24 protein-coding genes are annotated in these 26,253 nt (G+C 64.5%); 21 read left to right on the top strand and 3 right to left on the bottom strand.

Going from position 1 to position 26,253, the window contains the following annotated elements:
- Positions 1-10 precede the first annotated feature (10 nt).
- The 12 genes from nuoH (at position 11) to mtnK (ending at position 12,257) form a co-directional block, all read left to right on the top strand.
- Positions 11-1,081 carry an NADH-quinone oxidoreductase subunit NuoH gene (gene nuoH, locus QW863_RS04295; RefSeq protein ID WP_315711556.1) on the top strand — a complete coding sequence of 357 codons (1,071 nt, stop codon included), beginning with the start codon at positions 11-13 and terminating at the stop codon, positions 1,079-1,081.
- A 7-nt stretch (positions 1,082-1,088) separates the two neighbouring features.
- A complete protein-coding gene (gene nuoI / locus QW863_RS04290) occupies positions 1,089-1,577 on the top strand; it encodes an NADH-quinone oxidoreductase subunit NuoI (protein ID WP_006611003.1) in 489 nt (162 codons plus the stop codon).
- A 9-nt stretch (positions 1,578-1,586) separates the two neighbouring features.
- Positions 1,587-2,225 (top strand): NADH-quinone oxidoreductase subunit J, encoded by a 639-nt coding sequence (locus QW863_RS04285; RefSeq protein WP_015666525.1) that lies wholly within the window; start codon positions 1,587-1,589, stop codon positions 2,223-2,225.
- Positions 2,222-2,530, top strand: a complete 309-nt coding sequence (gene nuoK / locus QW863_RS04280; RefSeq protein WP_315711558.1) for an NADH-quinone oxidoreductase subunit NuoK — start codon at positions 2,222-2,224, stop codon at positions 2,528-2,530. The genes QW863_RS04285 and nuoK overlap by 4 nt, the downstream gene beginning before the upstream one ends.
- 65 nt (positions 2,531-2,595) lie before the next feature.
- A complete protein-coding gene (nuoL, locus tag QW863_RS04275) occupies positions 2,596-4,674 on the top strand; it encodes an NADH-quinone oxidoreductase subunit L (RefSeq protein ID WP_315711559.1) in 2,079 nt (692 codons plus the stop codon).
- Positions 4,671-6,179 carry an NADH-quinone oxidoreductase subunit M gene (locus QW863_RS04270; protein WP_315711560.1) on the top strand — a complete coding sequence of 503 codons (1,509 nt, stop codon included), beginning with the start codon at positions 4,671-4,673 and terminating at the stop codon, positions 6,177-6,179. Before nuoL ends, QW863_RS04270 begins: the two co-directional genes overlap by 4 nt.
- Positions 6,180-6,208: 29 nt before the next feature.
- The gene (gene nuoN, locus QW863_RS04265; protein WP_315711561.1) at positions 6,209-7,636 is read left to right on the top strand and encodes an NADH-quinone oxidoreductase subunit NuoN; all 1,428 of its coding nucleotides are present in this window, start codon (positions 6,209-6,211) and stop codon (positions 7,634-7,636) included.
- Complete coding sequence (locus tag QW863_RS04260) at positions 7,637-8,440, top strand: biotin--[acetyl-CoA-carboxylase] ligase (protein ID WP_315711562.1); 804 nt, start codon at positions 7,637-7,639, stop codon at positions 8,438-8,440.
- The gene (locus tag QW863_RS04255) at positions 8,441-10,111 is read left to right on the top strand and encodes a ribonuclease J (RefSeq protein WP_315711563.1); all 1,671 of its coding nucleotides are present in this window, start codon (positions 8,441-8,443) and stop codon (positions 10,109-10,111) included.
- 47 nt (positions 10,112-10,158) lie between these two features.
- Positions 10,159-10,563 carry a methylmalonyl-CoA epimerase gene (mce, locus tag QW863_RS04250; protein ID WP_315711564.1) on the top strand — a complete coding sequence of 135 codons (405 nt, stop codon included), beginning with the start codon at positions 10,159-10,161 and terminating at the stop codon, positions 10,561-10,563.
- Between the two features lie 15 nt (positions 10,564-10,578).
- Complete coding sequence (locus QW863_RS04245) at positions 10,579-10,854, top strand: DUF1467 family protein (protein ID WP_315711565.1); 276 nt, start codon at positions 10,579-10,581, stop codon at positions 10,852-10,854.
- Positions 10,855-10,955: 101 nt separating this feature from the next.
- Positions 10,956-12,257, top strand: a complete 1,302-nt coding sequence (mtnK, locus tag QW863_RS04240; RefSeq protein ID WP_409977880.1) for an S-methyl-5-thioribose kinase — start codon at positions 10,956-10,958, stop codon at positions 12,255-12,257.
- Positions 12,258-12,419: 162 nt separating this feature from the next.
- On the opposite strand, the gene QW863_RS04235 is transcribed toward mtnK, so the two are convergent.
- Genes QW863_RS04235 through QW863_RS04225 form a run of 3 tightly spaced genes read right to left on the bottom strand, consistent with a single transcriptional unit; the run spans position 12,420 to position 16,007 of the window.
- Positions 12,420-13,457, bottom strand: coding sequence for an ABC transporter permease (locus QW863_RS04235; RefSeq protein WP_315711566.1), 1,038 nt, complete (start codon positions 13,455-13,457; stop codon positions 12,420-12,422).
- Positions 13,458-13,467: 10 nt separating this feature from the next.
- Positions 13,468-14,973, bottom strand: coding sequence for a sugar ABC transporter ATP-binding protein (locus QW863_RS04230; protein WP_315711568.1), 1,506 nt, complete (start codon positions 14,971-14,973; stop codon positions 13,468-13,470).
- Between the two features lie 11 nt (positions 14,974-14,984).
- On the bottom strand, positions 14,985-16,007 hold the full coding sequence (locus tag QW863_RS04225; RefSeq protein ID WP_315711569.1) for a sugar ABC transporter substrate-binding protein: 1,023 nt from the start codon (positions 16,005-16,007) through the stop codon (positions 14,985-14,987).
- Between the two features lie 197 nt (positions 16,008-16,204).
- On the opposite strand from QW863_RS04225, the gene QW863_RS04220 reads away from it, so the two are divergent.
- The 9 genes from QW863_RS04220 to QW863_RS04180 all read left to right on the top strand — a co-directional run bounded on the left by QW863_RS04220 (position 16,205) and on the right by QW863_RS04180 (position 26,246).
- Positions 16,205-17,050 carry a metallophosphoesterase family protein gene (locus tag QW863_RS04220; protein WP_315711570.1) on the top strand — a complete coding sequence of 282 codons (846 nt, stop codon included), beginning with the start codon at positions 16,205-16,207 and terminating at the stop codon, positions 17,048-17,050.
- 544 nt (positions 17,051-17,594) lie between these two features.
- Positions 17,595-17,960 carry a DUF2946 family protein gene (locus QW863_RS04215; RefSeq protein WP_315711572.1) on the top strand — a complete coding sequence of 122 codons (366 nt, stop codon included), beginning with the start codon at positions 17,595-17,597 and terminating at the stop codon, positions 17,958-17,960.
- 133 nt (positions 17,961-18,093) lie between these two features.
- Positions 18,094-18,612, top strand: a complete 519-nt coding sequence (locus QW863_RS04210) for a copper chaperone PCu(A)C (RefSeq protein ID WP_315711574.1) — start codon at positions 18,094-18,096, stop codon at positions 18,610-18,612.
- A gap of 65 nt (positions 18,613-18,677) precedes the next feature.
- Positions 18,678-19,118, top strand: a complete 441-nt coding sequence (locus QW863_RS04205; protein WP_315729327.1) for a DUF2946 family protein — start codon at positions 18,678-18,680, stop codon at positions 19,116-19,118.
- A 91-nt stretch (positions 19,119-19,209) separates the two neighbouring features.
- Positions 19,210-21,597: a TonB-dependent receptor gene (locus QW863_RS04200; protein ID WP_315711577.1), complete on the top strand. Its 2,388-nt coding sequence runs from the start codon at positions 19,210-19,212 to the stop codon at positions 21,595-21,597.
- A gap of 8 nt (positions 21,598-21,605) precedes the next feature.
- Entirely contained in the window at positions 21,606-22,832 is a 1,227-nt protein-coding gene (locus QW863_RS04195; RefSeq protein ID WP_409977879.1) for a sialidase family protein, read from the top strand.
- Positions 22,829-23,326, top strand: coding sequence for a TlpA disulfide reductase family protein (locus QW863_RS04190; RefSeq protein WP_315711578.1), 498 nt, complete (start codon positions 22,829-22,831; stop codon positions 23,324-23,326). Before QW863_RS04195 ends, QW863_RS04190 begins: the two co-directional genes overlap by 4 nt.
- A 207-nt stretch (positions 23,327-23,533) precedes the next feature.
- Positions 23,534-24,868, top strand: coding sequence for a proline--tRNA ligase (proS, locus tag QW863_RS04185; protein WP_315711579.1), 1,335 nt, complete (start codon positions 23,534-23,536; stop codon positions 24,866-24,868).
- Positions 24,869-24,962: 94 nt separating this feature from the next.
- Positions 24,963-26,246, top strand: coding sequence for a lipoprotein-releasing ABC transporter permease subunit (locus QW863_RS04180; protein WP_315711581.1), 1,284 nt, complete (start codon positions 24,963-24,965; stop codon positions 26,244-26,246).
- Positions 26,247-26,253 lie beyond the last annotated feature (7 nt).

Raw genomic sequence — 26,253 nt, 5'->3', positions numbered from 1 at the left:
GCGTGACCTGATGGCTGATTTCTTCGCAAGCTCGTTCTGGACCGGCTTCCTCTGGCCGCTGATCATCATGGTCGCGCAGAGCGTCCTGCTGCTCGTCGTCCTGCTGGTCGCGATCGCCTACATCCTGCTGGCCGACCGGAAGATCTGGGCGGCGGTGCAGATCCGCCGGGGTCCCAACGTGGTCGGGCCCTGGGGCCTGTTCCAGTCGTTCGCAGACCTGCTGAAGTTCGTGCTCAAGGAGCCGATCATTCCGGCCGGCGCCAACAAGGGCGTGTTCCTGCTGGCACCGCTGGTCTCCTGCGTGCTGGCGCTGGCGGCCTGGGCGGTGATTCCGACCAATCTCGGCTGGGCGATCGCCGACATCAATGTCGGCATTCTCTTCATCTTCGCGATCTCGTCACTGTCGATCTACGGCATCATCATGGCCGGCTGGTCGTCGAACTCGAAGTATCCGTTCCTGGCGGCGCTGCGCTCGGCGGCGCAGATGGTGTCCTACGAGGTCTCGATCGGCTTCGTCATCATCACCGTGCTGCTCTGCGCCGGCACCTTGAACCTGTCGGCGGTGGTCGAGGCGCAGCATGCCCGCGGGCTTGCGAGCCTGATCGGCCTGCCGCAGCTGACCATCCTGAACTGGTACGTCTGGCCGCTGTTCCCGATGTTCGTGGTGTTCTACGTCTCGGCGCTGGCCGAGACCAACCGTCCGCCCTTCGATCTCGTCGAGGCGGAATCGGAGCTCGTTGCCGGCTTCATGGTGGAATACGGCTCGACGCCGTATCTCCTGTTCATGCTCGGCGAGTATGTCGCGATCACCACGATGTGCGCGCTGGCGACGATCCTGTTTCTGGGCGGCTGGCTGCCGCCGATCGACCTGCCGCCGTTCAACTGGGTGCCGGGCGTCATCTGGTTCTCGCTCAAGCTGTTCTTCATGTTCTTCCTGATCGCGATGGCGAAAGCGATCGTGCCGCGCTACCGCTACGACCAGTTGATGCGACTGGGCTGGAAAGTGTTCCTGCCGCTGTCGCTGGCCATGGTGGTCATCGTCGCAGGCGTGCTGCACTTCGCCGGCATCGCGCCGAAATGAGGCTGTCATGAACATTTCCGCCACCGCACGGTCGCTGCTGCTGCAGGAGTTCGTCTCCGCATTCTTCCTCGCGATGCGCTACTTCTTCCAGCCGAAGCCGACCCTGAACTATCCGTTCGAGAAGGGCCCGATCTCGCCGCGCTTCCGCGGCGAGCACGCGTTGCGGCGCTATCCCAACGGGGAGGAGCGCTGCATCGCCTGCAAGCTGTGCGAGGCGGTCTGTCCCGCGCAGGCGATCACGATCGAGGCCGGTCCGCGCCGCAACGACGGCACCCGCCGCACGGTGCGCTACGACATCGACATGGTGAAGTGCATCTATTGCGGCCTGTGCCAGGAAGCTTGTCCGGTCGACGCCATCGTCGAAGGACCGAACTTCGAGTTCGCGACCGAGACCCGCGAGGAGCTGTATTATGACAAGGCCAAGCTGCTCGCGAATGGCGACCGCTGGGAGCGCGAGATCTCCAAAGCCATCGCGCTCGACGCGCCGTACCGCTGAGGCCGTCCGATGATCCTTCCTGCGCTCTTCTTCTATCTCTTCGCGGCGGTCTGCGTGGCCTCGGCCGTGATGGTGATCGTCTCGAAGAACCCCGTTCACTCGGTGCTCTATCTGATCCTCGCCTTCGTCAACGCCTCCGGCCTGTTCGTGCTGATGGGCGCCGAATTCCTGGCGATGATCCTCGTGGTCGTCTACGTCGGCGCGGTCGCGGTGCTGTTCCTGTTCGTGATCATGATGCTCGATGTCGACTTCACGGAGCTGCGCGAGGGCTTCCTGCAGTACATGCCGATCGGACTGGTCATCGGCGGCATCTTCCTGTTCGAGCTGCTGCTGACGGTGTCCTACTGGGTCATCAACCCGACGACGCCGAAGGCGATCACCGCGGCGATCCCGACCAACGTCACAAATACCGAGGCGCTCGGCCTCGTGCTCTATACGAAGTACATCCATTACTTCCAGCTCTCCGGCATGATCCTGCTGGTGGCGATGATCGGCGCGATCGTGCTGACGCTGCGCCACAAGGCGAGCGTCAAGCGCCAGGACATCAACGTCCAGAACGCGCGCACGCCGGAGATGGCGATGGCGGTCCGCAAGGTCGCGGTCGGGCAGGGGCTGCAGGACACGGACGCGGCGGAGTGGGTGAAATGACCATCGGATTGGGGCACTATCTCGCCGTCGCGGCCATGCTGTTCACGCTCGGCATCCTCGGCATCTTCCTGAACCGCAAGAACATCATCGTCATCTTGATGTCGGTCGAGCTGATCCTGCTTGCGGTGAACATCAATCTGGTGGCGTTCTCGACATTCCTGGGCGACATCGTCGGGCAGGTGTTCGCGCTGCTGGTTTTGACAGTTGCGGCGGCGGAAGCCGCGATCGGCCTTGCCGTGCTGGTGGTCTACTTCCGCAACCGCGGCTCGATTGCGGTCGAAGACGTCAATATGATGAAGGGCTAAGGGCGCATGATCCGCACAGATGGGGGCCGGCTCGCCGGCAAGGTCATGCGTAAGGGAACGGGCGAATGATCCAGGCCATTGTCTTTCTGCCGCTGCTGGGCGCGATCCTGGCCGGCCTGATCGCGCTGCTCGGCGCGCATGCGCGCCATCCGAGCGGTGATACGGTCGAGCATCATCACGACGACGGTCATCACCACGGCGCCGCCGACGCTCACGCTCACGCGCATGACGATCACGGCCACGGACACGACGACCATCATGTCGCCGAGCCGCCGGCCTCCGGCACTTGGGCGGCGCAGGTGATCACGACGGCGCTGCTGTTCGTGTCGGCCGGCCTGTCCTGGGCGATGCTGATCAGCGTCGGCTTCATGCACCACGAGGCGGGCGTGAAGGAGCTGTTGCCCTGGATCAATTCCGGCGAGCTGCAGGTGTCCTGGGCGCTGCGCGTCGACACGCTCACGGCGGTGATGCTGGTCGTTGTGACCAGCGTGTCCTCGCTCGTCCACCTCTATTCGATCGGCTATATGGACGAGGATCCGAACCGTCCGCGCTTCTTCGCCTATCTGTCGCTGTTCACCTTCGCGATGCTGATGCTGGTGACCGCGAACAACCTCGTGCAACTGTTCTTCGGCTGGGAGGGCGTCGGTCTGGCGAGCTACCTGCTGATCGGCTTCTGGTTCCAGAAGCCGTCGGCCAACGCTGCCGCCATCAAGGCCTTCGTCGTCAACCGCGTCGGCGATTTCGGCTTCGCGCTCGGCATCTTCGCCGTGTTCCTGCTGGCGAAGTCGACCGACTTCGAGACCATCTTCGCCGCCGCGCCGAGCTTTGCCGGCAAGACCATCAACTTCCTCGGCTGGCATGCCGACGCGCTGACCCTGACCTGCCTGCTGCTGTTCATGGGCGCCATGGGCAAGTCGGCGCAGTTCCTGCTGCACACCTGGCTGCCGGACGCGATGGAAGGTCCGACCCCGGTCTCGGCGCTGATCCATGCCGCGACCATGGTCACCGCCGGCGTCTTCATGGTCGCGCGCCTGTCGCCGCTGTTCGAGCTCGCCCCGAACGCCCAGGCCGTCGTGATGTTCTTCGGCGCGACCACGGCGTTCTTCGCAGCGACCGTCGGCCTCGTGCAGAACGACATCAAGCGCATCGTCGCCTACTCGACCTGCTCGCAGCTCGGCTACATGTTCGTGGCGATGGGAGCAGGGGCCTATTCGGTCGGCATGTTCCATCTGTTCACGCATGCCTTCTTCAAGGCGCTGCTGTTCTTGGGCTCTGGCTCGGTGATCTACGCGATGCATCACGAGCAGGACATCCGCAACATGGGCGGCCTGTGGCGCAAGATCCCATACACCTTCGCGGTGATGACGGTCGGCACCCTGGCGCTCACCGGCTTCCCCGGCTTCGCAGGCTTCTTCTCCAAGGATGCGATCATCGAGGCCGCGTACGCCGCGCACAATCCGTTCGCGACCTACGCGTATTTCCTCACCATTGTCGCCGCCGGCCTGACCTCGTTCTATTCCTGGCGCCTGGTGTTCAAGACCTTCTTCGGCACGCCGCACGATCAGCATCATTATGATGCCGCACACGAGAGCCCGATCTGGATGCTCATCCCGATCGGCGTGCTCGCGGCAGGCTCGATCCTGGCCGGCCTCCCGTTCAAGGGCGTGTTCACCGATCCCCATGGCGTCGAGCACTTCTTCGGCGAGTCGCTGAAGATGAACCCGCACATCCTCGAAGACATGGAGCACATGCCGGCTTGGCTCGCTCAGCTTCCCTTCGTCATGATGGTGCTGGGATTTGTGGTCTCGTACATCTTCTACGTCAGACGTCCGGACATCCCGGAGGAGCTCGCCGCGCAGCAGCCGCTGCTCTACAAGTTCCTGCTCAACAAGTGGTACTTCGACGAGCTGTATGACGTGATCTTCGTCCGTCCGGCGAAGTGGCTCGGCCGCTTCCTCTGGAAGAAGGGCGACGGCTTCGTCATCGACGGCTTCGGTCCGGACGGCGTTTCGGCGCGGGTGCTCGACATCACGCGCAACGTCGTCAAGATCCAGACCGGGTACCTCTATCATTACGCCTTTGCCATGCTGATCGGCGTCGCCGGCCTGATCACCTGGTTCATGTTCATGGGGGGCCAGCAATGACCACCTGGCCAATTCTCTCCGTCGTCACCTTCCTGCCGATCGTCGGTGCGCTGCTGATCTATCTGGTCCGCGGCGACGACGAGGCGGCTAGGCGCAATGCGCGCTGGATCGCGCTGTGGACCACGCTGATCACGTTCGGGGTGTCGGTGATCCTGGTGCTGCGCTTCGATCCCGCCCAGACCGACTTCCAATTCGTCGAGAAGTCGAACTGGCTGGCAGCCGGCATCAGCTACCACATGGGCGTCGACGGCATCTCGCTGCCGTTCGTGATCCTGACCACCGCCCTGATGCCGTTCTGCATCATCGCGAGCTGGAAGTCGGTGACCAACCGGCTACGCGAATACATGATGGCGTTCCTGATCCTGGAAACGCTGATGGTTGGCACGTTCTCGGCGCTCGACCTCGTGCTGTTCTATCTGTTCTTCGAGGGCGGCCTGATTCCGATGTTCCTGATCATCGGGGTCTGGGGCGGTCCGCGCCGGGTCTACGCCTCGTTCAAGTTCTTCCTCTACACGCTGCTCGGCTCGGTGCTGATGCTGCTCGCCATCATGGCGCTGTACTGGAACGCCGGCACGACCGACATTCCGACCCTGATGCATACGGCGGTGCCGCGGTCCTTGCAGACCTGGGCGTGGCTGGCGTTCTTCGCCTCCTTTGCGGTGAAGATGCCGATGTGGCCGGTGCACACCTGGCTGCCGGACGCGCACGTCGAGGCGCCGACCGCGGGCTCGGTGATCCTGGCCGCGATCCTCTTGAAGATGGGTGGCTACGGCTTCCTGCGCTTCTCGCTGCCGATGTTCCCGCTGGCCTCGCACGACTTCGCGCCGCTGGTGTTCACGCTCTCGGCGATCGCGATCATCTACACCTCGCTGGTCGCGCTGATGCAGGAGGACATCAAGAAGCTGATCGCCTACTCATCGGTGGCGCATATGGGCTTCGTCACCATGGGCATCTTCGCGGGCACCATGCAGGGTGTCGCCGGAGGCGTGTTCCAGATGATTTCGCACGGTATCGTCTCGGGCGCGCTGTTCCTTTGCGTCGGCGTGGTCTATGACCGCATGCATACCCGCGAGATCGCGGCCTACGGCGGCCTCGTGAACCGGATGCCGGTCTACGCGCTGGTGTTCATGGTGTTCACGATGGCCAATGTCGGCCTGCCCGGCACGTCCGGCTTCGTCGGCGAGTTCATGACCCTGCTCGGCACTTTCAAGGTGTCGATCCCGACCGCGTTCTTCGCGACATCAGGCGTCATCCTCTCGGCGGCCTACGCGTTGTGGCTTTACCGCAAGGTGGTGTTCGGTGCGCTGACCAAGCCGTCGCTCGCCAGCATCAAAGATCTCACCCTGCGTGAGGGCGTGATCCTGTTTCCGCTGGTGGCGCTGACCATCCTGTTCGGCGTTTATCCGAAGCCGATCCTCGACATGTCGGCGGCGTCGGTGCAGCAGCTCGTCAACAACTACAATACCGCCGTGACGGCCGTGAAGGCCGCCGCGCTGCTCCAATGATGAGACCTTGAGGGGTCGGGACACAGACGATGATCGAGAATCTTGGGCCTCAGCTTTGGGTGGTGCTGCCGGAGCTGCTGTTGGCCGTGGGGGCCATGGCGCTGTTGATGCTGGGCGCGTTTCGCGGGCAGGAGACGACGGGGCTCGTCACCTGGTTGGCGGTCGCTCTGCTGATCGTGGTCGGCATCCTCGTGCTCAGGCAGCCGGGCGGCCAGGCCTTCGGCGGCAGCTTCATCGCTGACAGCTATGCGCGCTTCCTGAAGATCCTGGCGCTGATCGGTTCGATCGCGACCCTGATCATGTCGGCGGAGTTCCTGTCGAAGCCCGATCGTCGCATCTTCGAATATGCGATCCTCGTGCTGCTCTCGACCTTGGGCATGCTGGTGCTGATCTCGGCCGGCGACCTGATCACGCTCTACCTCGGCCTCGAACTGATGTCGCTCGCGCTCTACGTCGTCGCGGCCAGCCATCGCGACAACGTCAAGTCGACAGAGGCAGGCCTGAAGTACTTCGTGCTGGGCGCGCTGTCCTCCGGCATGCTGCTCTACGGCGCCTCGCTGATCTACGGCTTCACCGGCACGGTGAGCTTTGCCGGGATCGCAGCGGCGACGAAGACCGGCAGCGTCGGCATCATTTTCGGCCTCGTCTTCCTGTTCGCCGGCATGTGCTTCAAGGTCTCGGCGGTGCCGTTCCACATGTGGACGCCGGACGTCTATGAAGGCGCGCCGACGCCGGTGACGGCGTTCTTCGCCTCCGCGCCCAAGGTCGCGGCGATGGCCGTGTTCGCGCGCGTCGCGCTGACGGCGTTTCCCGGCATCACCTTCCAGTGGCAGCAGATCATCGTGTTCGTCTCGATCGCCTCGATGGCGCTCGGCTCGTTCGCCGCGATCGGCCAGACCAACATCAAGCGCCTGATGGCCTATTCGTCGATCGGCCACATGGGCTTCGCGCTGGTCGGTCTCGCCGCCGGTACGGTCGAGGGCGCGCAGGGCGTGCTGACCTACATCGCGATCTATGTCGCGATGACGCTCGGCTCGTTCGCCGTGATCATGGCGATCAAGCGCAACGGCCAGTCGTTCGAGAAGATCAGCGACTTCTCGGGGCTGTCGCGCACCAATCCGCTGCTTGCCTTCTTCTTCGCGATGCTGCTGTTCTCGCTGGCCGGCGTGCCGCCGCTCGCGGGCTTCTTCGCCAAATGGTACGTCTTCGTCGCTGCCATCAAGGCCGGGCTGTTCACGCTGTCGGTGATCGGCGTGCTCACCAGCGTGGTCGGCGCCTACTATTATCTCCTGATCGTCAAGACGATGTATTTCGACGAGCCGCTGCCGACGCTCGATCCGGTCCGTATCGAGCTGCGCACGGTGCTCGCGATCTCCGGCGTCTTCAACATCCTGTTCTTCGCCTATCCCGGCCCGCTGGTCAGCGCGGCCGCGGCCGCGGCGAAGTCGCTGTTCTAGATGACGTTTGCGCTAGGGTCCCAGGCTGACAAGGCTGGCTACCGACTCGTCACGTTCGACCAGACCGGCTCAACCAATGTCGAGGCGCTGAAGTCGGCCCGAGAGGGCGGCAAGGCGCCGTGCTGGTTTGTCACATCTGAGCAGACGGCCGGGCGCGGCCGGCGCCAGCGCCCGTGGATCGCCCCGCGCGGCAATCTGGCCTCGAGCGTGCTGGAAGTGCTGAACGTGGCTCCTGCGATCGCAGCCACACTCGGCTTCGCCGCCGGTCTCTCCATCGAGAGCGCGTTGCGCCAGGTGAGCATCGAGGCCGCGCTGCGGTCCGGAGCACGCGCGTCATTCGCGCTGAAATGGCCCAACGACGTGCTGGCTGACGGCCGCAAGATCGTCGGCATGCTGCTCGAGGCGGAGCAGGTGGCTCAAGGGCTTGCGGTGGTTGCCGGTATTGGAACCAACGTGGTCGCGGCGCCGCTGGATACCCCGACACCGGCGGTGTCGTTGGCGGACCTCGGCATCCAGGTGACCGCCGAGGACCTGTTCTCGGCGCTGTCGGATGCCTGGGTCGAGTATTTCGGCATCTGGAACGAGGGACGGGGCTTCGGTGACATCCGGAAACTCTGGCTCGAGCGCGCCGCAGGCCTCGGCCAGCCGGTCGCCATCAGGTCCGGACATGCTATCATCGAGGGGATTTTCGACACGATCGACGAACAGGGTTGTATGCTGGTGCGGACCGCGGAGGGACGATTGGAGCCGATCACGGCCGGTGATGTTCATTTCGGCTCGGTCGCATCCAAAGGAGCGGTCTAGATGGCACGTCCCGACGAACTGACATTTGCGCCGCTCGGAGGTGTCGGCGAGATCGGCATGAACCTGTCGATCTACGGGCTCGGCAATCGCCACCAGCGCTCGTGGCTCGCGATCGATCTTGGCGTCTCCTTCGGCGACGAGGAGCATCTGCCGGGCATCGACCTGATCATGCCCGACGTCGCTTTCCTGGAGAAGGAGCGCAACAATCTCGTCGGCCTCGTGCTGACCCACGCGCATGAGGATCATTTCGGCGCGATCATAGACCTGTGGCCGCGGCTGAAATGCCCGATCTACGCGACCAAGTTCAGCGCCGCACTGTTCGAGGCCAAGTGCGAGGCCGAGCGCCTGCCAGCCAAGATCCCGGTCAAGGTGATCCCCTCCGGCGGCCGCGTCGACATCGGTCCGTTCAACGTCGAGTTCATTCCGGTCGCGCATTCGATCCCTGAATCGCACGCGCTGGCGATCCACACCGAGGTCGGCACTGTCCTGCATACCGGCGACTGGAAGATCGATCCGACGCCGGTGCTGGGCGCGCCGACCGACGAGAAGCGGCTGCGCGAGCTCGGTGATGCCGGATTGCTCGCACTGATCGGCGATTCCACCAATGCCGTGCGCGAGGGACGCTCGCCGTCCGAGGCCGAGGTTGCCAAGACGATCGCGGCTTTGGTGAAGGAAGCAAAGGGCCGCGTGGCCGTGACCACCTTCGCCTCCAACGTCGCGCGTATCCGCGCCGTTGCCGAAGCGGCGCGCGAGGCCGAGCGCGAGGTCGTCATCGTCGGCCGTGCCATGGAACGCGTGGTCCAGGTCGCGCGTGAGACCGGTTATCTCGACGGCGTGCAGAACTTCCGCGGCATGGATCTCTACGGCCATTTCCCGGCCGACAAGGTGCTCGCGCTCTGCACCGGCAGCCAGGGCGAGCCGCGCGCCGCGCTCTCGCGCATCGCCAATGACGATCATCCGCTGGTCACCTTGAACAAGGGCGACACCGTCATCTTCTCGTCGCGCACCATCCCCGGCAACGAGAAGGCGGTCGGCGCCGTCATCAACGGGCTGGTGCAGCAGGGCATCGAGATCATCACCGACCGCAACCATCTCGTCCATGTCTCCGGCCATCCGCGCCGCGACGAGCTGCGTGACATGATCGCGTGGACGCGGCCGCAGCTCCTGATCCCCGTGCATGGCGAGGCGCTGCATCTGCACGAGCACGCGAGGCTGGCGCGCGCCTGCGGCGTGCCCAAGGTCATCACCTGCCGCAATGGCGACCTCGTCAAGCTCGGCCCCGGTGATCCCGGGATCATCGACCAACTGCCGGCGGGGCGGCTCTACAAGGACGGCAGCATCGTCGAGGATTCGAAGTCGCGCGCCGTGGTCGAGCGTCGCAAGATGGCCTTTGCCGGCTGCATCTTCGTGGCGCTTGCCATCACCGAGAAGGGCGAGCTGGCCGACGATCCCGAGGTCGACATGGTCGGCATCCCCGAGAAGAATGCGGCGGGCGAGGAGATGGACGACATCGTCTTCGATGCTGTCGTTTCCACCTTCGAAGGTCTGCCGCGGGCGCGTCGGCGCGATTCTGACGCAGCGGCAGAATCCGTCCGGCGGGCCGTGCGTTCGGCGGTCAATGAGCAGTGGGGCAAGAAGCCGATCTGTCTCGTCCATGTGTTGGAAGTCTGACGCGGGCCTGCTGAACGGCCGTTCAAAAAGAAGAAGTGGAGGATGTCATGCTGGGCCGGCTCAACCACGTCGCCATCGCGGTCAAGGACGCCGAAAAGGCCGCCAGGATTTATGGCGCGGCATTCGGTGCTGAGATTTCGGCGGCGGTACCGCTGCCGGAGCATGGCGTGATCACGGTGTTCGTCACTCTGCCCAACACCAAGATCGAGTTCATCCAGCCGCTGGGCGAGGCGTCACCGATCGCCAAATTCCTCGAGCGCAACGCGGACGGCGGCATCCATCACGTCTGCTACGAGGTGGCCGACATCATCGCCTCGCGCGACACCCTGATCAAGGAGGGTGCCCGCGTGCTCGGCGACGGCCAGCCGAAGATCGGCGCGCATGGCAAGCCGGTTCTGTTCCTGCATCCGAAGGATTTTTCCGGCGCGCTCGTCGAGATCGAGCAGGCCTGAGGCAGCGGGGCGACCATGGCCTATACGATCTCCACCTGGCTCGCGATCTACTTCGTGATGTGGTGGGTCACGCTGTTCGTGACCCTGCCGTTCGGCATCCGCAGCCAGCACGAGTCCGGCGGAGGCCCGCTAGGCACCGACCCCGGTGCGCCGACGATCAGCCGAATGGGGCGGCGCCTGATCTGGACGACGCTGCTGTCGGCCGCGATCTTCGCCCTGTCACTCGTGGCCTATCAGGCCGGCTATCTCAGCGTTGAGCGGCTTTCGCGGCTGATGGGGATTCCGTTCTAGCCCCGCTCGCATCGCACAACGTTCTCTCGAAGCCGATGCGCGGACGTGCGTCGGCTTTTTTGCTATAGGAGGTCAAAACAAGACCGACAGGGAGGTTGCGCGTGATGACATCGGCCGAGGCCCGGAACGGGACGCAATCGGGCTATCGCATTCTGAACGAGGTTGATCTTCGAAACTATCTCGCGGGGATCCCTTCAGTTGCAGGGCAACTCGGCGGACCGGCCGAGCGCTGGTCAATCACCGAGGTCGGCGATGGCAACCTCAATCTGGTCTTCATCGTCAAGGGATCGTCCGGCGGTCTCGCGGTGAAGCAGGCGCTGCCTTACGTGCGGCTGGTCGGCGAGAGCTGGCCGCTGCCGCTGTCACGCGCCCACTATGAGCATCTGGCGCTGACGCATCAGAACCGCCTTGCCCCCGGCCTCGTGCCGGCCATCGTTCATCATGATCCGGCGCTGGCGCTGACGGCGATGGAGTTGCTGGAGCCGCACATCATCATGCGCAAGGGGCTGGTCGCGGGCACAACCTATCCGGCCTTCGTCGATCACATCACGACCTTCATGGCGCGGACGCTGTTCTTCTCGTCCGACCTCGCACTGTCTGCCGCCGAGAAGAAGGAGGCGATCGCAAGCTTTGCCGGCAATCATGCGCTGTGCAAGATCACCGAGGATTTGATCTTCACCGATCCCTATCGCATCGCCGAACAGAATCGCTGGACGTCACCGTGGCTCGACGCGACCGCGGCCGACATTCGCGCCGACCTCGATCTGCACGTCGCGATCTCCAGGCTCAAGCTGAAATTCCTGTCGTGTGCCGAGGCGCTGATCCATGGCGACCTGCACACCGGGTCGATCATGGTGACGGACACCGAGACCAAGGTGATCGACCCCGAATTCGCCTTCTACGGTCCGATGGGATTCGACGTCGGTGCGGTCCTCGCCAATCTTCTGATGGCCTATTTTGCGTCCGAAGGACACGAGCAGCGGGCGGGCGAGCGGGAGCACTTCGAGGGATGGGTGCTGGCGGCAGTCGATGAGGTCTGGAACGGTTTCGCGGACAAGTTCCTGGCGCTTTGGCGCAGCGAGGCGACAGGCGATGCGTATCCGCGGTCACTGTTTCCGGGTGAAGCGGGCGCCGCACGCCTGGAGACCGAGCGTCAGGCCTACGTGGCGAGATTGTTCCAGGACGCCATCGGTTTCACCGCGGCCAAGATCATTCGTCGCATCCTCGGCCTCGCGCACAACATCGATTTCGAACTGATCGAGGACGCCAAGCGGCGCGCGACCTGCGAGGTGCGGGCACTGCGGTTGGCACGGACGCTGATGGTGGAGACGACGACGTTCACGACGATCGGGGCGGTGACGCGGGCTGCCCGCGAGTTGCGCCACTGGCAGCCGGGGCTTTAATTCCGTCGCCTCGGCCTTCTACGTCGTTATGAGGGGCGAGCTGCGCTCGCAACGTTGCGGAAGAGCTCGTAGCCCGGATGAAGCGACATCCGGGTTTTCCGATACGGCTCGTGTGATCGCGGATGTCGCTTCCGGGCTACGGCAGCGCGCGTCGCAGCACGCTCAATCCGCCGCCTTCGCCCGCAGCCGCTGGGCATAGACGTTGATCACCAGGGCGGCGAGCAGGATCAGGCCGCGGATCAGGATCTTCAGGAAACTGTCGATGTTGACGTGGTCGAGGCCGTTGTTGAGCACGCCGAGCACGAACAGGCCGACGATGGTGTTGCCGATGCCCCCGCGGCCGCCGAACAGGCTGGTGCCGCCGACCACGACGGCGGCGATCGAATCCAGCAGGTAGGTGTCGAACTCGTTCTGCTGCGCGCTGCCGAAATGCGCTACGCCGAGCATGCCGCCGATCCCCGAGCAGACGGCTGAGATCACCATCACGCTGCCGAGGATCAGCTTGACGTTCAGCCCCGAATACTCCGCCGCCTCGCGGTTGCCGCCGACCATGTAGACGTAGCGGCCGAACCGCGTGTAGGTCAGCACGAGGTGACCGAGCAACAGCATCAGGGCGGCCACGATCACGATCCAGGGCACCCCCGCCACGGAACTGGAGCCGAGCGTCGTGATGATGGGGGGAACCTTGTAGGCGATCTGGCCGCGCACCAGCATCGCCGAGATGCCGGCGGCGATCTGCATCATCGCGAGCGTCATGATGAAGGAGGGAATGCCGATCACGGTCAGGCCGAAGGCGTTGACCAGGCCGAGCAACGCGCACAGCGCCAGCGCGAGCAGGATGGCGACAAAACCGGGCATCGGCACGTTGGCGATGTTGACGTAGGACTCCTGCATCGTGAAGTAGGCAACGGCGATGCCGGTCACGTTGGCGATGGCGGCGATCGACAGGTCGATCTCGGCGCACAGGATCACGAAGGTGAGGCCGACCGCGATGATGCCGGTGACCGACACCTGGGTCAGGATGTTGCCGACGTTGTCGAGCGTGGCGAAGGACGGACTCGCGATCGCGAAGAACGCCGTGAGGAAGATCAAGGTCAGGAACGGCGCGATGTTGCGCATCTGCGAGCGCAGCAGCGATGCGACCCCGCCTGCGCGCCGCGACGGCGCCTCCGGCATCGGAACGGTCTCGCCATGCGCCATGACAATCTCCCTACGCCGCCTCGAGCAGACGGTCTTTGCTGATGGTTTCGCCGGCAAATTCGCGCACGACCTCGCCGCGCTTGAGCACGATGACACGGTCGGCCATCGACAGCACGGTCTCTGGCTCGGTCGAGAGCACGATCACGGCGATGCCCTGGTCGCGCAGCTGCCGCACGATTCCGATCACGTCGCTCTTGGCGCCGACATCCATGCCGCGGGTCGGCTCGCACAGCACCAGCAGCCGCGGCGGATGGCTGAGCCATTTAGCAAGCGCGACCTTCTGCTGGTTGCCGCCCGAGAGCAGGCCGAGGTCGATCTCGACATCCGCGGGCCGGATCTGCAGCTGCTCGACCTGGCGCTTCGCCAGCGCACGCTCATGTGCCGGCTTCAGCAGCACGGCGTTGATGCGGTCGAGGATGCTGATCGAGATGTTCTTGTAGACGGGCTCCTGCAGGAACAGCATGTCGCGCCGGCTCTCCGGCACGAAGGCGATGCCGGCGCGGCGCGCATCCGCCGTGCTCTTGAAGCGGTTGCGCTGGCCTGATACGCGCAGCTCGCCGGCGTCGGGCGCAAGCTTGCCGAACAGGATGCGCGCCAGCTCGAGCTGGCCGCAGCCCATGAAGCCGTAGATGCCGAGCACCTCGCCGGCACGCACGGCGAACGAGACGCGCTTCAGATTGCGCGCCAGCGACAGGCCCTCGGCTTCGACGACCACGGGCTTGTCGGCCGTCGGCGCGGGCAGGGTGATGTCGTGGGTGTAGCTGTCCTCCAGCGCATCGCGTCCCTTGCCGATCATGGCCTCGATCAGCGCGGCCTTGCTGGTGTCGGCGGCACGCGTCTCCATGATCTTGCGGCCGTTGCGGAACACCGTGACCTCGTCGGAGATCAGCAGGATGTCCTCGATGAAGTGTGAGATGAAGACGATCCCGGTGCCCTGCTCGCGCAGCTTGCGCAACGCCGCGAACAGCCGCTCGACCTCGGGCGGCGACAGCGCCGAGGTCGGCTCGTCCAGGATGATGATGCGCGCGCCGGAGAACAGCACCCGCGCGATCTCGATCAGCTGCTGAACGCCGATCGGAAGATCGCCGAGCCGGCTCGTCGGATCGGCGTCGATGCCGAGCCGCTTGAGCTGCTCGGCGGCCTCGCGTGCCATGCGACGCCACTGCACGATGCCCAGCGCATTGGTCGGCTGGTTGCCGAGAAACACGTTCTCGGCCACGGTGAGGTCCGGCGCGACGCTGAGTTCCTGGTGCACCATCGCGATGCCGGCCGCGCGGGCGTCGCGCACGGAGTTGAAATGAACCTCGCGGCCGTCGAGCAGGAAACGGCCGGAGAACCCGGTGTGCACGCCGGCGATGATCTTCATCAGCGTGCTCTTGCCGGCGCCGTTCTCCCCGACGAGACCATGGATCTCGCCGGGGCGAAGAGTGAAGTCGACGCCGCGCAACGCGGTGACGCCGCCGAACGACTTGGTGATGTCCTGCAATTCCAGAAGAGGCGGGCGGCTGTTCGACATGGGGAGGGACTTCAGATCAGGAAGTGATCCTCCATCCATTGCATGCCGGCGGCATTGGCCTTGGTCACGACGGGCCCGTCGGTGATGACGTGCTTCGGAATGCCCTGGCCGCTCTTTTCGCCGGCGGTGACCGCGGCGACGCCCGCGACGATCGCGCCGCCATGAATGCGGCAGGACGGATTGCGCACGGTCGCGAACATGCGACCCTCGCTGACGGCCTGGATCGCCGGCGGCATGGCGTCGACGCCGCCGATCAGGATGTTGGTGCGGTTGCGCGCCTTCATGATGTTGTAGGCGGCGAGGGCCATGTCGTCATTGTGGAAGAACGCCGCGTCGATCTGCGGATATTTCGTGAGATAGGTCTCCCACAGCCGTGCCGCCTTGGACACGTCCCAATCGGCCGGCTGCGTGTCCAGCACCTCGATGTTCGGGAACTGCTTGATCACCGAGTTGAAGCCCTTGGCGCGGCCCTGCGCGCCGGTGTGGCCGAGCGCGCCCTGCGTCATGATGATCTTGCCCTTGCCGCCCATCGCAGTCGCCAGAGCCTGCGTGACCGATGCGCCCATGAACTCGTTGTCGGGTGCGAGGAAGGAGTGGACGTTGATCTGATCGAGCGGCGCGATCAGCGTGTCCATGTCGATCACGGGAATGCCGGCATCGATCATCTTCTGCACCGGCTGAGTCAGGGTTCCGATGCCGAACGCCTGGATCGCGACGAAGTCCCACTTCTGCGACGCCATGTTGTCGATCGCGGCGCGCTGCTTCACCGCATCGAGCTGGCCGTCGAACCAGGTCACCTCGACATTGAGCAGCTTGCCCCACCATTCCGCGGCCTGCTTGCCCTGGGCGCACCAGGTCGCCTGCAAGCCGGCATTGGAGAAGGCTGCCTTGAGCGGCTTTTCGGAGCGGCCCATCTCGGCAGCCATCGCCGGATTGATGCCAAAGCCGGCGAGAAGGGCCGCCGCAGAGCCCGCGGCCGTCGCCGCCTGGAGAAGATCGCGCCTCGTCGTGGACGTTTTCTTAGTGCCGGACATCCCGTGCTCCCTGTCCCATCGTTGTCCGGCGGCGTCATTGATCGCGCCGCCGAGAGCAGCAGTGTTTCACAACCCCATTGATCACGCCACAGCCGGATGTTGTGCGTTGCACCGAGTGACCTTCGCGCTGCACGCGCGATGTCAGAAAACCGTGATGCGCCCGTGGTACGCGGCAGCGCAGCTTTGGGAGAGAGCCTTTGGCAACGACGCGCATCGCCGTGATCGCCGACATCCATCACGGCCGGGATACGCCCACGAAGCGGGGATCGGTGGCGCTGCAATTGCTCGAGCGCTTCGTCACGGAAGTGAATGCCGAAGACATCGATGCGGTCATCGATCTCGGCGACCGGATTTCTGACGAAGATCCCGAGCGCGATCGGCTGCTGCAAAGCGATGTCGCGATGTGCTTCGCGAAGCTGGCACCGACGCATCATCACGTCAGTGGCAATCATGATGTCGCATTGCTCAGCCTCGCCGACAATGAAGCGATCCTCGATCGTCCGAGCGGGTCGCGCGCGGTGATCGTCGGTGATGTCAGATGTGTGTTCTGGCAGCCCGACGTGAGTCTGACTCCGACGCGCGGCTTTCGCCTGTCCGCGGGCGATCTCGACGCGCTGGTCCAGCTGCTCGCCCAGGATGACCGGCCGACCTTGCTCGTCAGCCACGTGCCGTTGTCAGGACATGCTCAGACCGGCAACTACTACTTCGAAGCCAGTCCGGGACACGCGGCCTATGCCGAGACCGACGCGATCCGCGCGGCGATCGCGGATGCGCCGTGCCCGATCGTCGGGCTCGCCGGCCATGTTCATTGGAATACGCTGACAACGGTCGATGGCACACCGCATCTGACCTTGCAGTCGCTGACAGAGACGTTCATCTCGGGCGATCCAGCCGAAGCGGCGGGCATGCTCACGATCGGCGATGGTTCGTTGCGCTGGACCGTGACTGGCCGCGAACCGCTGTCGGTGACACTGCCATGGCCGAGGGCCAAGGCGCGGTGGTGCGCTCCGTTGTCGTGTTTTGCGACGGCTGCGATGGCCTGAGGTGATTGCGTGTTCAGACAGCGTTCATGCGGCCCGCGATACCGTCAGCGGGAAATATTGTGGCGCGCTGCGACGACTGCCAAAAAAATAGAGCAGGGCAGCGGGCCCTGCTCGGAAATTGTGTCGACCCTTTAGATATCCCGCAAGTTCAGATTTGATCTTGTTAAGCGGGGTGACGCTGCTTGTTGCGCGCCAGGGCTCCTCCCGAGACTTGGACCACCAGACTTCCGCAAGCGATAGCCTGAGGCCCGAATTCGTAGACGATCTTTTTGCGTTTGTCATCCTTTTCGGCAACGATTGTTCAAATTTCGCGCACTTCCTGAAATGATCGGTAAGTGCTTGCAATTGACGAGTTTTGTTTTCGAGTCTTCTCGCGATAGGTGCTGGATTACCTTGGAGGCTGGCGTCCCGCGAAGGCCCATCCGGGCGTAGCGGATTGTTCTTAATCAACGACCGCTGGCGAAATGTGCTGACTGTGCCCTGGGCGACCTCGACTCTGGGCGTTCGCTCGGGCACAACAATTCAGTTCATTTGGCAGGCTTTCATGCGGCAGCGGCTGCAGGCGTTTCTCCCGATCATGCTGATCGCACTGATGGTGCAGATCCTGGCGCCGATCGGCGTTGCCTGGGCGGCCGCGTCAGCCGTGGCTGATCCCTTGCACGGCCTCGAAATCTGCCACAGCCAGCCCGGTTCCCAGTCGGTGGACGACGAGTCGCCGGCCAAGCCCGCGCTCCACGGCTGTTCGCTGTGCTGCCTGGCGCAGCCGGTCACCCTGGATGGGCCGGAGCTGTCCGTCATCGCTACGCCGCAACGGGATTCGGGCGAGGTCGTGTGGCGGGCCGGTGATCCGGCCGGCCGGATGACCAAGGCCTTCTCAAACGCGCAGGCAAGGGCTCCGCCCGCAGCGTGACGCGCTGGCCGCTGTGCGGCCCTCATCTCCCAAATCGCAAGATTACGACCTGCGTTGTCTGCTCGGCCCTAGCCGTGCGGATACGCGCCAATCGATCAAGCTGGCGCATCGCCGCCAAGAAAAGGATGACGACATGACCTTCCTCGGACGCTCTCTGCTTGCATTCGCTCTCCTGTTGGGAGGATCTTCTGCCGCCTTCGCCGCGGACGTGAAGGCCGGTGACCTCGTCATCACCCAGCCATGGAGCCGCGCAACGCCGGGTGGAGCCAAGACGGGCGCCGGTTATCTGACCATCGAGAACAAGGGCAGCGCGCCGGACCGCCTCGTCGCGGTGACCGGCGCTGTCGCCGGGCGAGTCGAGATTCACGAGATGGCCGTCACCAACGGTGTGATGACCATGCGTCCGCTCGACAAGGGAGTCACGATTGAGCCGGGCAAGACCGTCGCGCTGGCGCCGGGCGGCTATCACCTGATGCTGATGGATCTGAAGAGCCCGCTGAAGCAGGGCGACAAGCTGCCGGTCACGCTGGAGTTCGAGAAGGCCGGCAAGGTGTCCGTGACGCTTGAGGTGCAGGCGGTCGGCGCCAAGGGGCCGGGGGGCGAGGGCGGCAGCATGATGAAGCAGCACGATCATTCCGGCATGAAGATGTAGGCCGGGCGCCTCGCGACTCCGACGGAGGGCCGGCCTCGATGAACCAACGGGTGTTAAACGCCGCCATGACAGCCGGTTCGCGCGCGAGCCGGCTGGTGGCGGCTGACCGCGCCCGACGTCCTGCCAATGTCCGTCAGAAGCTCGGCCGATATCTGCCGGTCGCGCTGCTAGCAATGCTGTTGCAGGTGCTGGCGCCAGTGGCGGCGTCCGCCCTGAGCGCCGCGACGATCGCGACGGCCGATCCGTTCGGCGGGATGGCGATCTGTCATGCCGAGACGGATGCGGCGCCCCCTGGTGGCGATACCGACCGCACCGCCTGCGGCCTTGACTGCGTCATGTGCTGCGTGCTGCACGCCGCCGCGGCGCTCGATGCGCCGCCCGCGCCGTTCGATGCGGCTCCGCTGCGTCTGACGGCGTCCATCGTCTGGACGGCGCGCGAGCTCCGCCTCGTTCATCTGCTTGCCCGGGCACAGGCGCAACCAAGAGGACCTCCCTCCCTCTCCTGAGGACAGAAATCGTCATCGGCCGCAGCCGCGCGCCGATCCGTTTTGAATCAGGAAGACCGGCCGTGCAGAGCCGGCATCGGGGAAGTCAAACATGTTCCGTCGTCATGCCCTGGGTGGTGTGAGCGTGCTCACCCTGCAGCTCTTGCTGCTGCAATCGGCCACGATCGCGCGCGCCGAGACCGAGAAGGAATTGCCGTCCGTCACCGTCGACGCGCCGCGTGCCGCACCACAACGGGCCGTGCGCAAGCCGGTCACGCAGGCAACGTCCGTCCGCACGCGCGCGCCAAAGCCGGCTGCCGCATCCGTGGCCAGCAACTCCGGACAGGGAGGAGCGGTGTCCGACCCAGCCTCGGGTGCCGGCGCCGCCCGCAACCAGCTCAGCCAGTCGCCGACCGGCCAGACCGCGACCACGATCGACCGCAGCCGCTACGATGACCGGCCTGCGTTTTCCGTCGGCGACATCCTGCGCGAAAGCCCCGGCGTCTCGCTCAAACAGGGCAACGGACCGCGCGACCTTGGCATCTCGATCCGCGGCTCCAATGCCCGCAACGGCTTCGGCATCCGCAACATCGTGCTGTTCGAGGACGGATTTCCAGTCACCCAGCCGGACGGGCTGTCGCGCAGCGACCTGATCGATCCCCACGCCTATGGCGCGGTCGACGTGATCCGCGGACCCTCCTCGGCGCTCTACGGCAACTATGCGACCGGAGGCGCGATCAATTTCCGCACCCGCCCGGGCGGCAGCATCGACGGTGCCGAGATCGGCAGCGAAGGCGGCAGCTTCGGCTATCTCAGCAACTACATGACGTTCGGCAAGAAGGTCGGCAACTTCGAGGGCTCGTTGTTCACCAGCGACGTCCGCGGCGACGGCTATCTCGGCAACAGCTGGTTCAACACCCAGACCGTCAACTTCCTCGGCACCTACAAGGCGACGCCCGACGACCGCTTCACCGTCAAGATCATCAACAACGACCTGTTCACGCGGCTGCCGATCCGGTCGTCGCTGAATCAGTACTATCAGAATCCCTATCAGCAGGGCTGCGCGACATGGACGACAGCTGCCGCGGGCTGCGGCAGCGTCACGTTGTTCAACAACGGGTTCAACAACTCGGCTGGAACGGACAAAGAGACGGCGCTGCAGGCCGGGCTCGGCCGCAACGACCGCCGCACCATCGTCGGCGGGCGCTGGGAGCACGATTTCGACAACGACACGACCTGGCGCAATCAGTTCGTGTTCGATGACCGCAACATCAGCCAGCCGACCGGGTCGACCAGCGCGGTCGGCGACTATCCGTCCTACAACTACATGAGCGACATCACCCGGCGGGGCGAGATCTTCGGCCTGGAATCGACCAGCTTCTTCGGCGCCTTCTACAATACGCTCACCGCGTCCGGAGACACGTTCAACGTCATGCCGGGCGGCAACGGCACGCTCGGCCGCTTGTCGACCAACCTTCTGAGCGAGACGACGAATTTCGGCGTGCGGGCGCGCGAGGAGCTCAAGCTGACGTCGGCCTTGACCGCGGTGGCCGGTCTCGGCTGGGAGCGCACCCACCTTCGCGGCGTGAACACGGCAGGGGGGACCGGGACGACGCTCACGACCGCGGACCGGCAGTTCGACAATCTCGCGCCCGAGTTTGCGCTGCTCTACAAGGTGAACAGCGACTGGCTGGTGCGGGCGCGCGTCGCATCGGGATATGGCACGCCGCAGGTCTCGAACCTGTTTGTGCTCCCGAGCGGCACAGCCGGAAACAACACCAATCTCGCCTCGCAAAGCAATCTCGGCTACGATTTGGGCTTTGACTGGACTCCCAACAAGTCGGTCACCCTGAGCGCAACCGGCTTCTACGAATTCTTCCGCAACGAGATCGTCAACCAGGCAACGCCGGTTGTCGGCGTGACCTATGCGTTCAATGCCCCGCGCTCGGAGCATCGCGGCGTCGAGCTGGCCGCCGACTGGAAATTCCTGCCCGGCTGGCGCTTCACGGCCGCCTACACCTATCTCGACGAGATCTACACCGACTATACGGAGAACCTGACAAACGGCACGGTCTTCCGCTTCAACCGCGCCGGCAACAAGATTCCAGGGATTTCCCCGAACGAGCTGACGGCCCGGCTGGGGTATGATCACGCCAGCGGAAGGCTTGCAGGGCTGGGTGCCTTCGTCGAGGTCCAATGGAAGGATTCCTTCTATATGGACAACGCGAACCTGCTCAGGGCGCCCGGCTACGAGCTGGTCAACCTGAACGTCCATTACAGGACCGAGCTTGCGTCCGAGGCCTTCAAGTCGCTCAACGTCTTCTTCGAGGTCAGGAACGTGTTCGACCGCACCTATATTGCGTCGGCCAACAATATCGCGAACTCGGTCACGTCTGCAGGCGTTCAAAATCCCGCCAGCGTTCTGGCCAATACCACTGGCTCGATCTATGCCGGCTCACCGCGCGCCTTCGTCGCTGGCATGAAGGTGGCATTCCGATGAGGCACAGCATGACAAGGACGCCATCGCTTCGAGGCTGCGTCGTCGGACTCGCCATGGCCCTGATGTGGCCGCTGTCCGTACAGGCCCAGATGGCACATCAGCACGGATCGGACGCGGCATGCGAGGGCACCGAGCTCCGATGCGCCACCAAAGTGACGCCGTTCTTCGCTGAAGACGGCAAGCTCTGGCTCGTCTGGATGGCCGGAGGCCGGGTGTCGGTGGCGAGCTCGACCGACGGCGGGAAAACGTATTACGCCGCCGTACCGGTCACCGAGCAGCAGCTCAATCTCGACTGGGGGCCCGATGCCCGTCCGAAGCTGGTGGTCGACGGCAAAGGCGTCATAGCGGTGGCGTTCTCGATCTTCCGCGACCAGGCGTTCAACGGGCAGGTGCTGTACTCCCGGTCGGAGGATGGCGGCAAAAGCTTCGCGGCACTCCGTCCCATCACGCCGAACAACGAAAGCCAGCGCTTCGAGGCGCTGGCGCTGGACCAGGACGGCACCGTCTTCGTGGCGTGGCTCGACAAGCGCAACCGGGTGCCGGCGAAGGCCGCCGGGCGCGCCTACGAGGGCGCGGGATTGTTCTTCTCATCATCGCGCGATGGCGGCGCCACCTATGCCGAAGCGACGCTGGCCCAGGACAACACCTGCGAATGTTGCCGGCTCGGCGTTGCCTTCGCGGGGCCGGGACGTCCGGTGGTGATGTTCCGCAACATCTTCGAAGGCAGCGTGCGCGACCATGCGGTGGTCACGTTCAGCGACCTCGGCACCCCCGGCGAGGTCCACCGGGTCAGCACCGATGATTGGCAGATCAAGGCCTGCCCGCATCAGGGGCCGAGCCTGACCGTGTCGCCGGCGGGCACGTATCATGTCGCCTGGTTCACAAGCGGCAAGGTTCGCAAAGGGCTGTTCTACGCGCATTCGCGCGACGGTGGCCGGACGTTCTCGGAACCCATGGCGATCGGCCAAGCCGACCGCAATCCGACGCGGCCCTATGTGCTCGCGACCCAGGACAGCACGACGCTGGTGTGGAAGGAGTTCGACGGCGAGCGCACCACGGTGATGGGAATGCAATCGCGGGACGATGGCGAGACGTGGTCGAAGCCGCGCGCCCTTGCCAGCACGGACAATGCGTCGGATCACCCGCTGCTGGTCGCCCATGGCAGGCAGATCTTCCTGTCCTGGATGACCAAGTCGGATGGCTATCGGTTGCAGCCGATCGGAGATGAGTCATGAAACGCCCATTCGCCGCCCTTGCGATCTTTGGCCTCGTCGCCTTGACGGCGTCGAGCACCGCAGCACCGCCATCGCTCAAGCCGTTCGAGCGCGGCACCTGGCGCGAGGTGCTGCGGGCCCATGCGGGTCGTCCGACGCTGATCCATTTCTGGGGCGTCACCTGCGGCCCCTGCAAGATCGAGCTGCCGCAGCTCGGCAAGTTCATGTCCGATCATCCCGAGATCGACGTGGTCACCGTCAGCGCCGATTTGGTGCCGAACCTGAACGCTGCGACCCAGGCCATGCTGGACAAGGCCGGACTCACCACGGCGGAGAACTTCATCTTCAACGACGGATATGTCGAGCGTCTCCGGTTCGAGATCGATCCGTCCTGGCAGGGTGATATCCCGCGCACGATACTCGTGACCCGCGAGGGCGCGGTCTCGACCATCGAAGGCAGCGCCGAGATCGGCGATCTCGACAAATGGTCCTCGGAGCAGGGGCGGGGGCACTAAGACGGCCGGGGCGCGGGGATCTTGCTCGGTCGCCCTGCGCGAGCCTCATCACGGCGACGTGCGCCGTTCATCCTCCACTTCAGCGGAACCGGTAAATTGATTGGGAATCCGGCGGCTTAGCCGCCTTTTTTCAAACCCAGCCTTGTGTTTTGCCGCCTGATCCGGTTTGACTGCGCCAGCCCGAACCGAATCTCGAAGGCCTCGCCCATGCGTCTGTCGCGGTTTTTCCTGCCCATTCTGAAAGAAAATCCGAAGGAAGCCGAGATCGTCTCGCACCGGTTGATGCTGCGCGCCGGCATGCTGCGGCAGGAGGCGGCCGGCATCTATGCCTGGCTGCCGCTGGGCTTCAAGGTGCTGAAGAAGATCGAGCAGATCGTGCGCGAGGAGCAGAACCGCGCCGGTGCGCTGGAGCTGTTGATGCCGACCCTGCAGCTCGCCGACCTCTGGCGCGAGAGCGGCCGCTACGATGCCTATGGCCCGGAGATGCTGCGTATCAGCGACCGCCACAAGCGTGAGTTGCTGTACGGGCCGACCAACGAGGAAATGATCACGGAGATCTTCCGTGCCTATGTGAAGTCCTACCGCAACCTGCCGCTCAATCTCTATCATATCCAATGGAAATTCCGCGACGAGCAGCGTCCCCGCTTCGGCGTGATGCGCGGCCGCGAATTCCTGATGAAGGACGCCTATTCGTTCGATCTCGACGAAGCTGGCGCGCGGCGTGCCTACAACAAGATGTTCGTCGCCTACTTGCGCACCTTCGCGCGCATGGGCCTGAAGGGCATCCCGATGCGCGCCGAGACCGGTCCGATCGGCGGCGATCTCAGCCACGAATTCATCGTGCTCGCGGAGACCGGTGAATCCGGCGTCTACTGCGACCGCGACGTGCTCGATCTGCCGATCCCGCCGGCGTCCGTCGACTATGACGGCGACCTGACCCCGATCATCAAGCAATGGACGTCGCTCTACGCGGCGACCGAGGACGTCCATGACGCGGCCCGGTTCGAGGCCGAGGTGCCGGCCGAGCGGCGGGTCCATACCCGCGGCATCGAGGTCGGCCAGATCTTCTATTTCGGCACCAAATATTCCGAGCCGATGAAGGCGCTGGTCGCCGGCCCCGATGGGGCGGAGGTCACCATCCATGGCGGCTCCTATGGCGTCGGCGTGTCGCGGCTGGCTGGTGCGATCATCGAGGCCTGTCACGACGAGGCCGGCATCAAATGGCCGGAGGAGGTCGCCCCGTTCCGTGCCGTCATCCTCAACCTGAAGCAGGGCGGTTCCGACACCGATGTCGCCTGCGAGCAGCTCTACCGCGATCTCCTCGCCAAGGGGGTCGACGTGCTTTACGACGACACCGAGCAGCGCGCCGGCGGCAAGTTCGCCACGGCGGACCTCATCGGCATCCCCTGGCAGATCATGGTCGGCCCCAAGAGCCTCGCCGAAGGCAAGGTCGAGGTGAAGACCCGCAGCGACGGCGCCCGCCAGATGATGTCCCCCTCGGACGTCGTGGCACGGCTCGGCGGCGGGACATTGGCTGGCTGAGACGCGCGTTCGATCATCGGATTATCCACCGGGGCTGCCCGTCCCTTCAGGCCAATCCGGCCACATTCGGCCCGAATCATGGGATGATCGCACAATGGATGACGCCATGACCGAACCGGTGCAGACCACCACCCCCTTCGCTCCCTTCGAGTGGATGCTGTCGGGGCGCTATTTGCGTGCGCGCCGCCGGGAGGGGTTCATCTCCGTCATCGCGGGGTTCTCCTTCCTCGGCATCATGCTCGGCGTTGCCACCCTGATCATCGTGATGGCGGTGATGAATGGCTTCCGCAAGGAGCTGCTCGACAAGATCCTCGGTCTGAACGGGCATCTGCTGGTGCAGCCGCTGGAGTCGCCGCTCACCGACTGGAAGGACGTCTCGGAGCGGATCGCGCAGGTGCAGGGCATCCGACTTGCCGCGCCGGTGGTTGACGGACAGGGTCTGGGCTCGTCGCCATTCAATGCGTCAGGCGTGTTCATCCGCGGCATTCGCGCGCAGGACCTCACGAACCTGACGTCGATCGCCAAGAACATCAAGCAGGGCTCGCTGGAAGGTTTCGACGAAGGCCAGGGCGTCGCGATCGGCCGCCGGCTCGCGGACCAATTGTCGCTGCATGCCGGCGACAGCATCACCCTGGTCGCCCCGAAGGGCGCCGTGACGCCGATGGGCACCACGCCGCGCATCAAGCCCTACAAGATCGCGGCGGTGTTCGAGATCGGCATGTCGGAATACGACGCCAGCTTCGTCTTCATGCCGCTGGCCGAGGCGCAGGCCTATTTCAACCGCAACAACGACGTCACTGCGATCGAGATCTTCACCAGCAATCCCGACAAGGTGGAGGAGTTTCGCAAGACGGTCACCGAGGCAGCCGGCCGCCCGATCTTTCTCGTCGACTGGCGCCAGCGTAACTCGACCTTCTTCAATGCGCTGCAGGTCGAGCGTAACGTGATGTTCCTGATCCTGACCTTGATCGTGCTGGTCGCCGCGCTCAACATCGTTTCGGGACTGATCATGCTGGTCAAGGACAAGGGCCAGGACATCGCCGTGCTGCGGACCATGGGGGCTTCGCAGGGGGCGATCATGCGGATATTCCTGATCACCGGCGCCTCGATCGGGGTGGTCGGCACGCTCACCGGATTCGTCGTCGGCCTCCTGATCTCGATGAACATCGATTCGATCAGGAAGTTTTTGTCCTGGCTGACGAGCACCGATCTGTTTCCCAATGAACTCTATTTCCTGTCGAAGCTGCCGGCTGAGATCGATGCCGGCGAGACTGCGGCCGTTCTGATCATGGCCTTGACCCTGTCTTTCCTGGCTACGCTGTATCCATCCTGGCGCGCGGCCCGATTAGACCCGGTCGAAGCGCTTCGCTACGAGTGAGGCGCTG

The organism is Bradyrhizobium sp. SZCCHNR1017, from assembly GCF_032381375.1.
GTDB lineage: Bacteria > Pseudomonadota > Alphaproteobacteria > Rhizobiales > Xanthobacteraceae > Bradyrhizobium.
The sequence above is the reverse complement of the archived record's forward strand: the minus strand, read 5'-3'. Positions and strand labels throughout refer to the sequence as shown.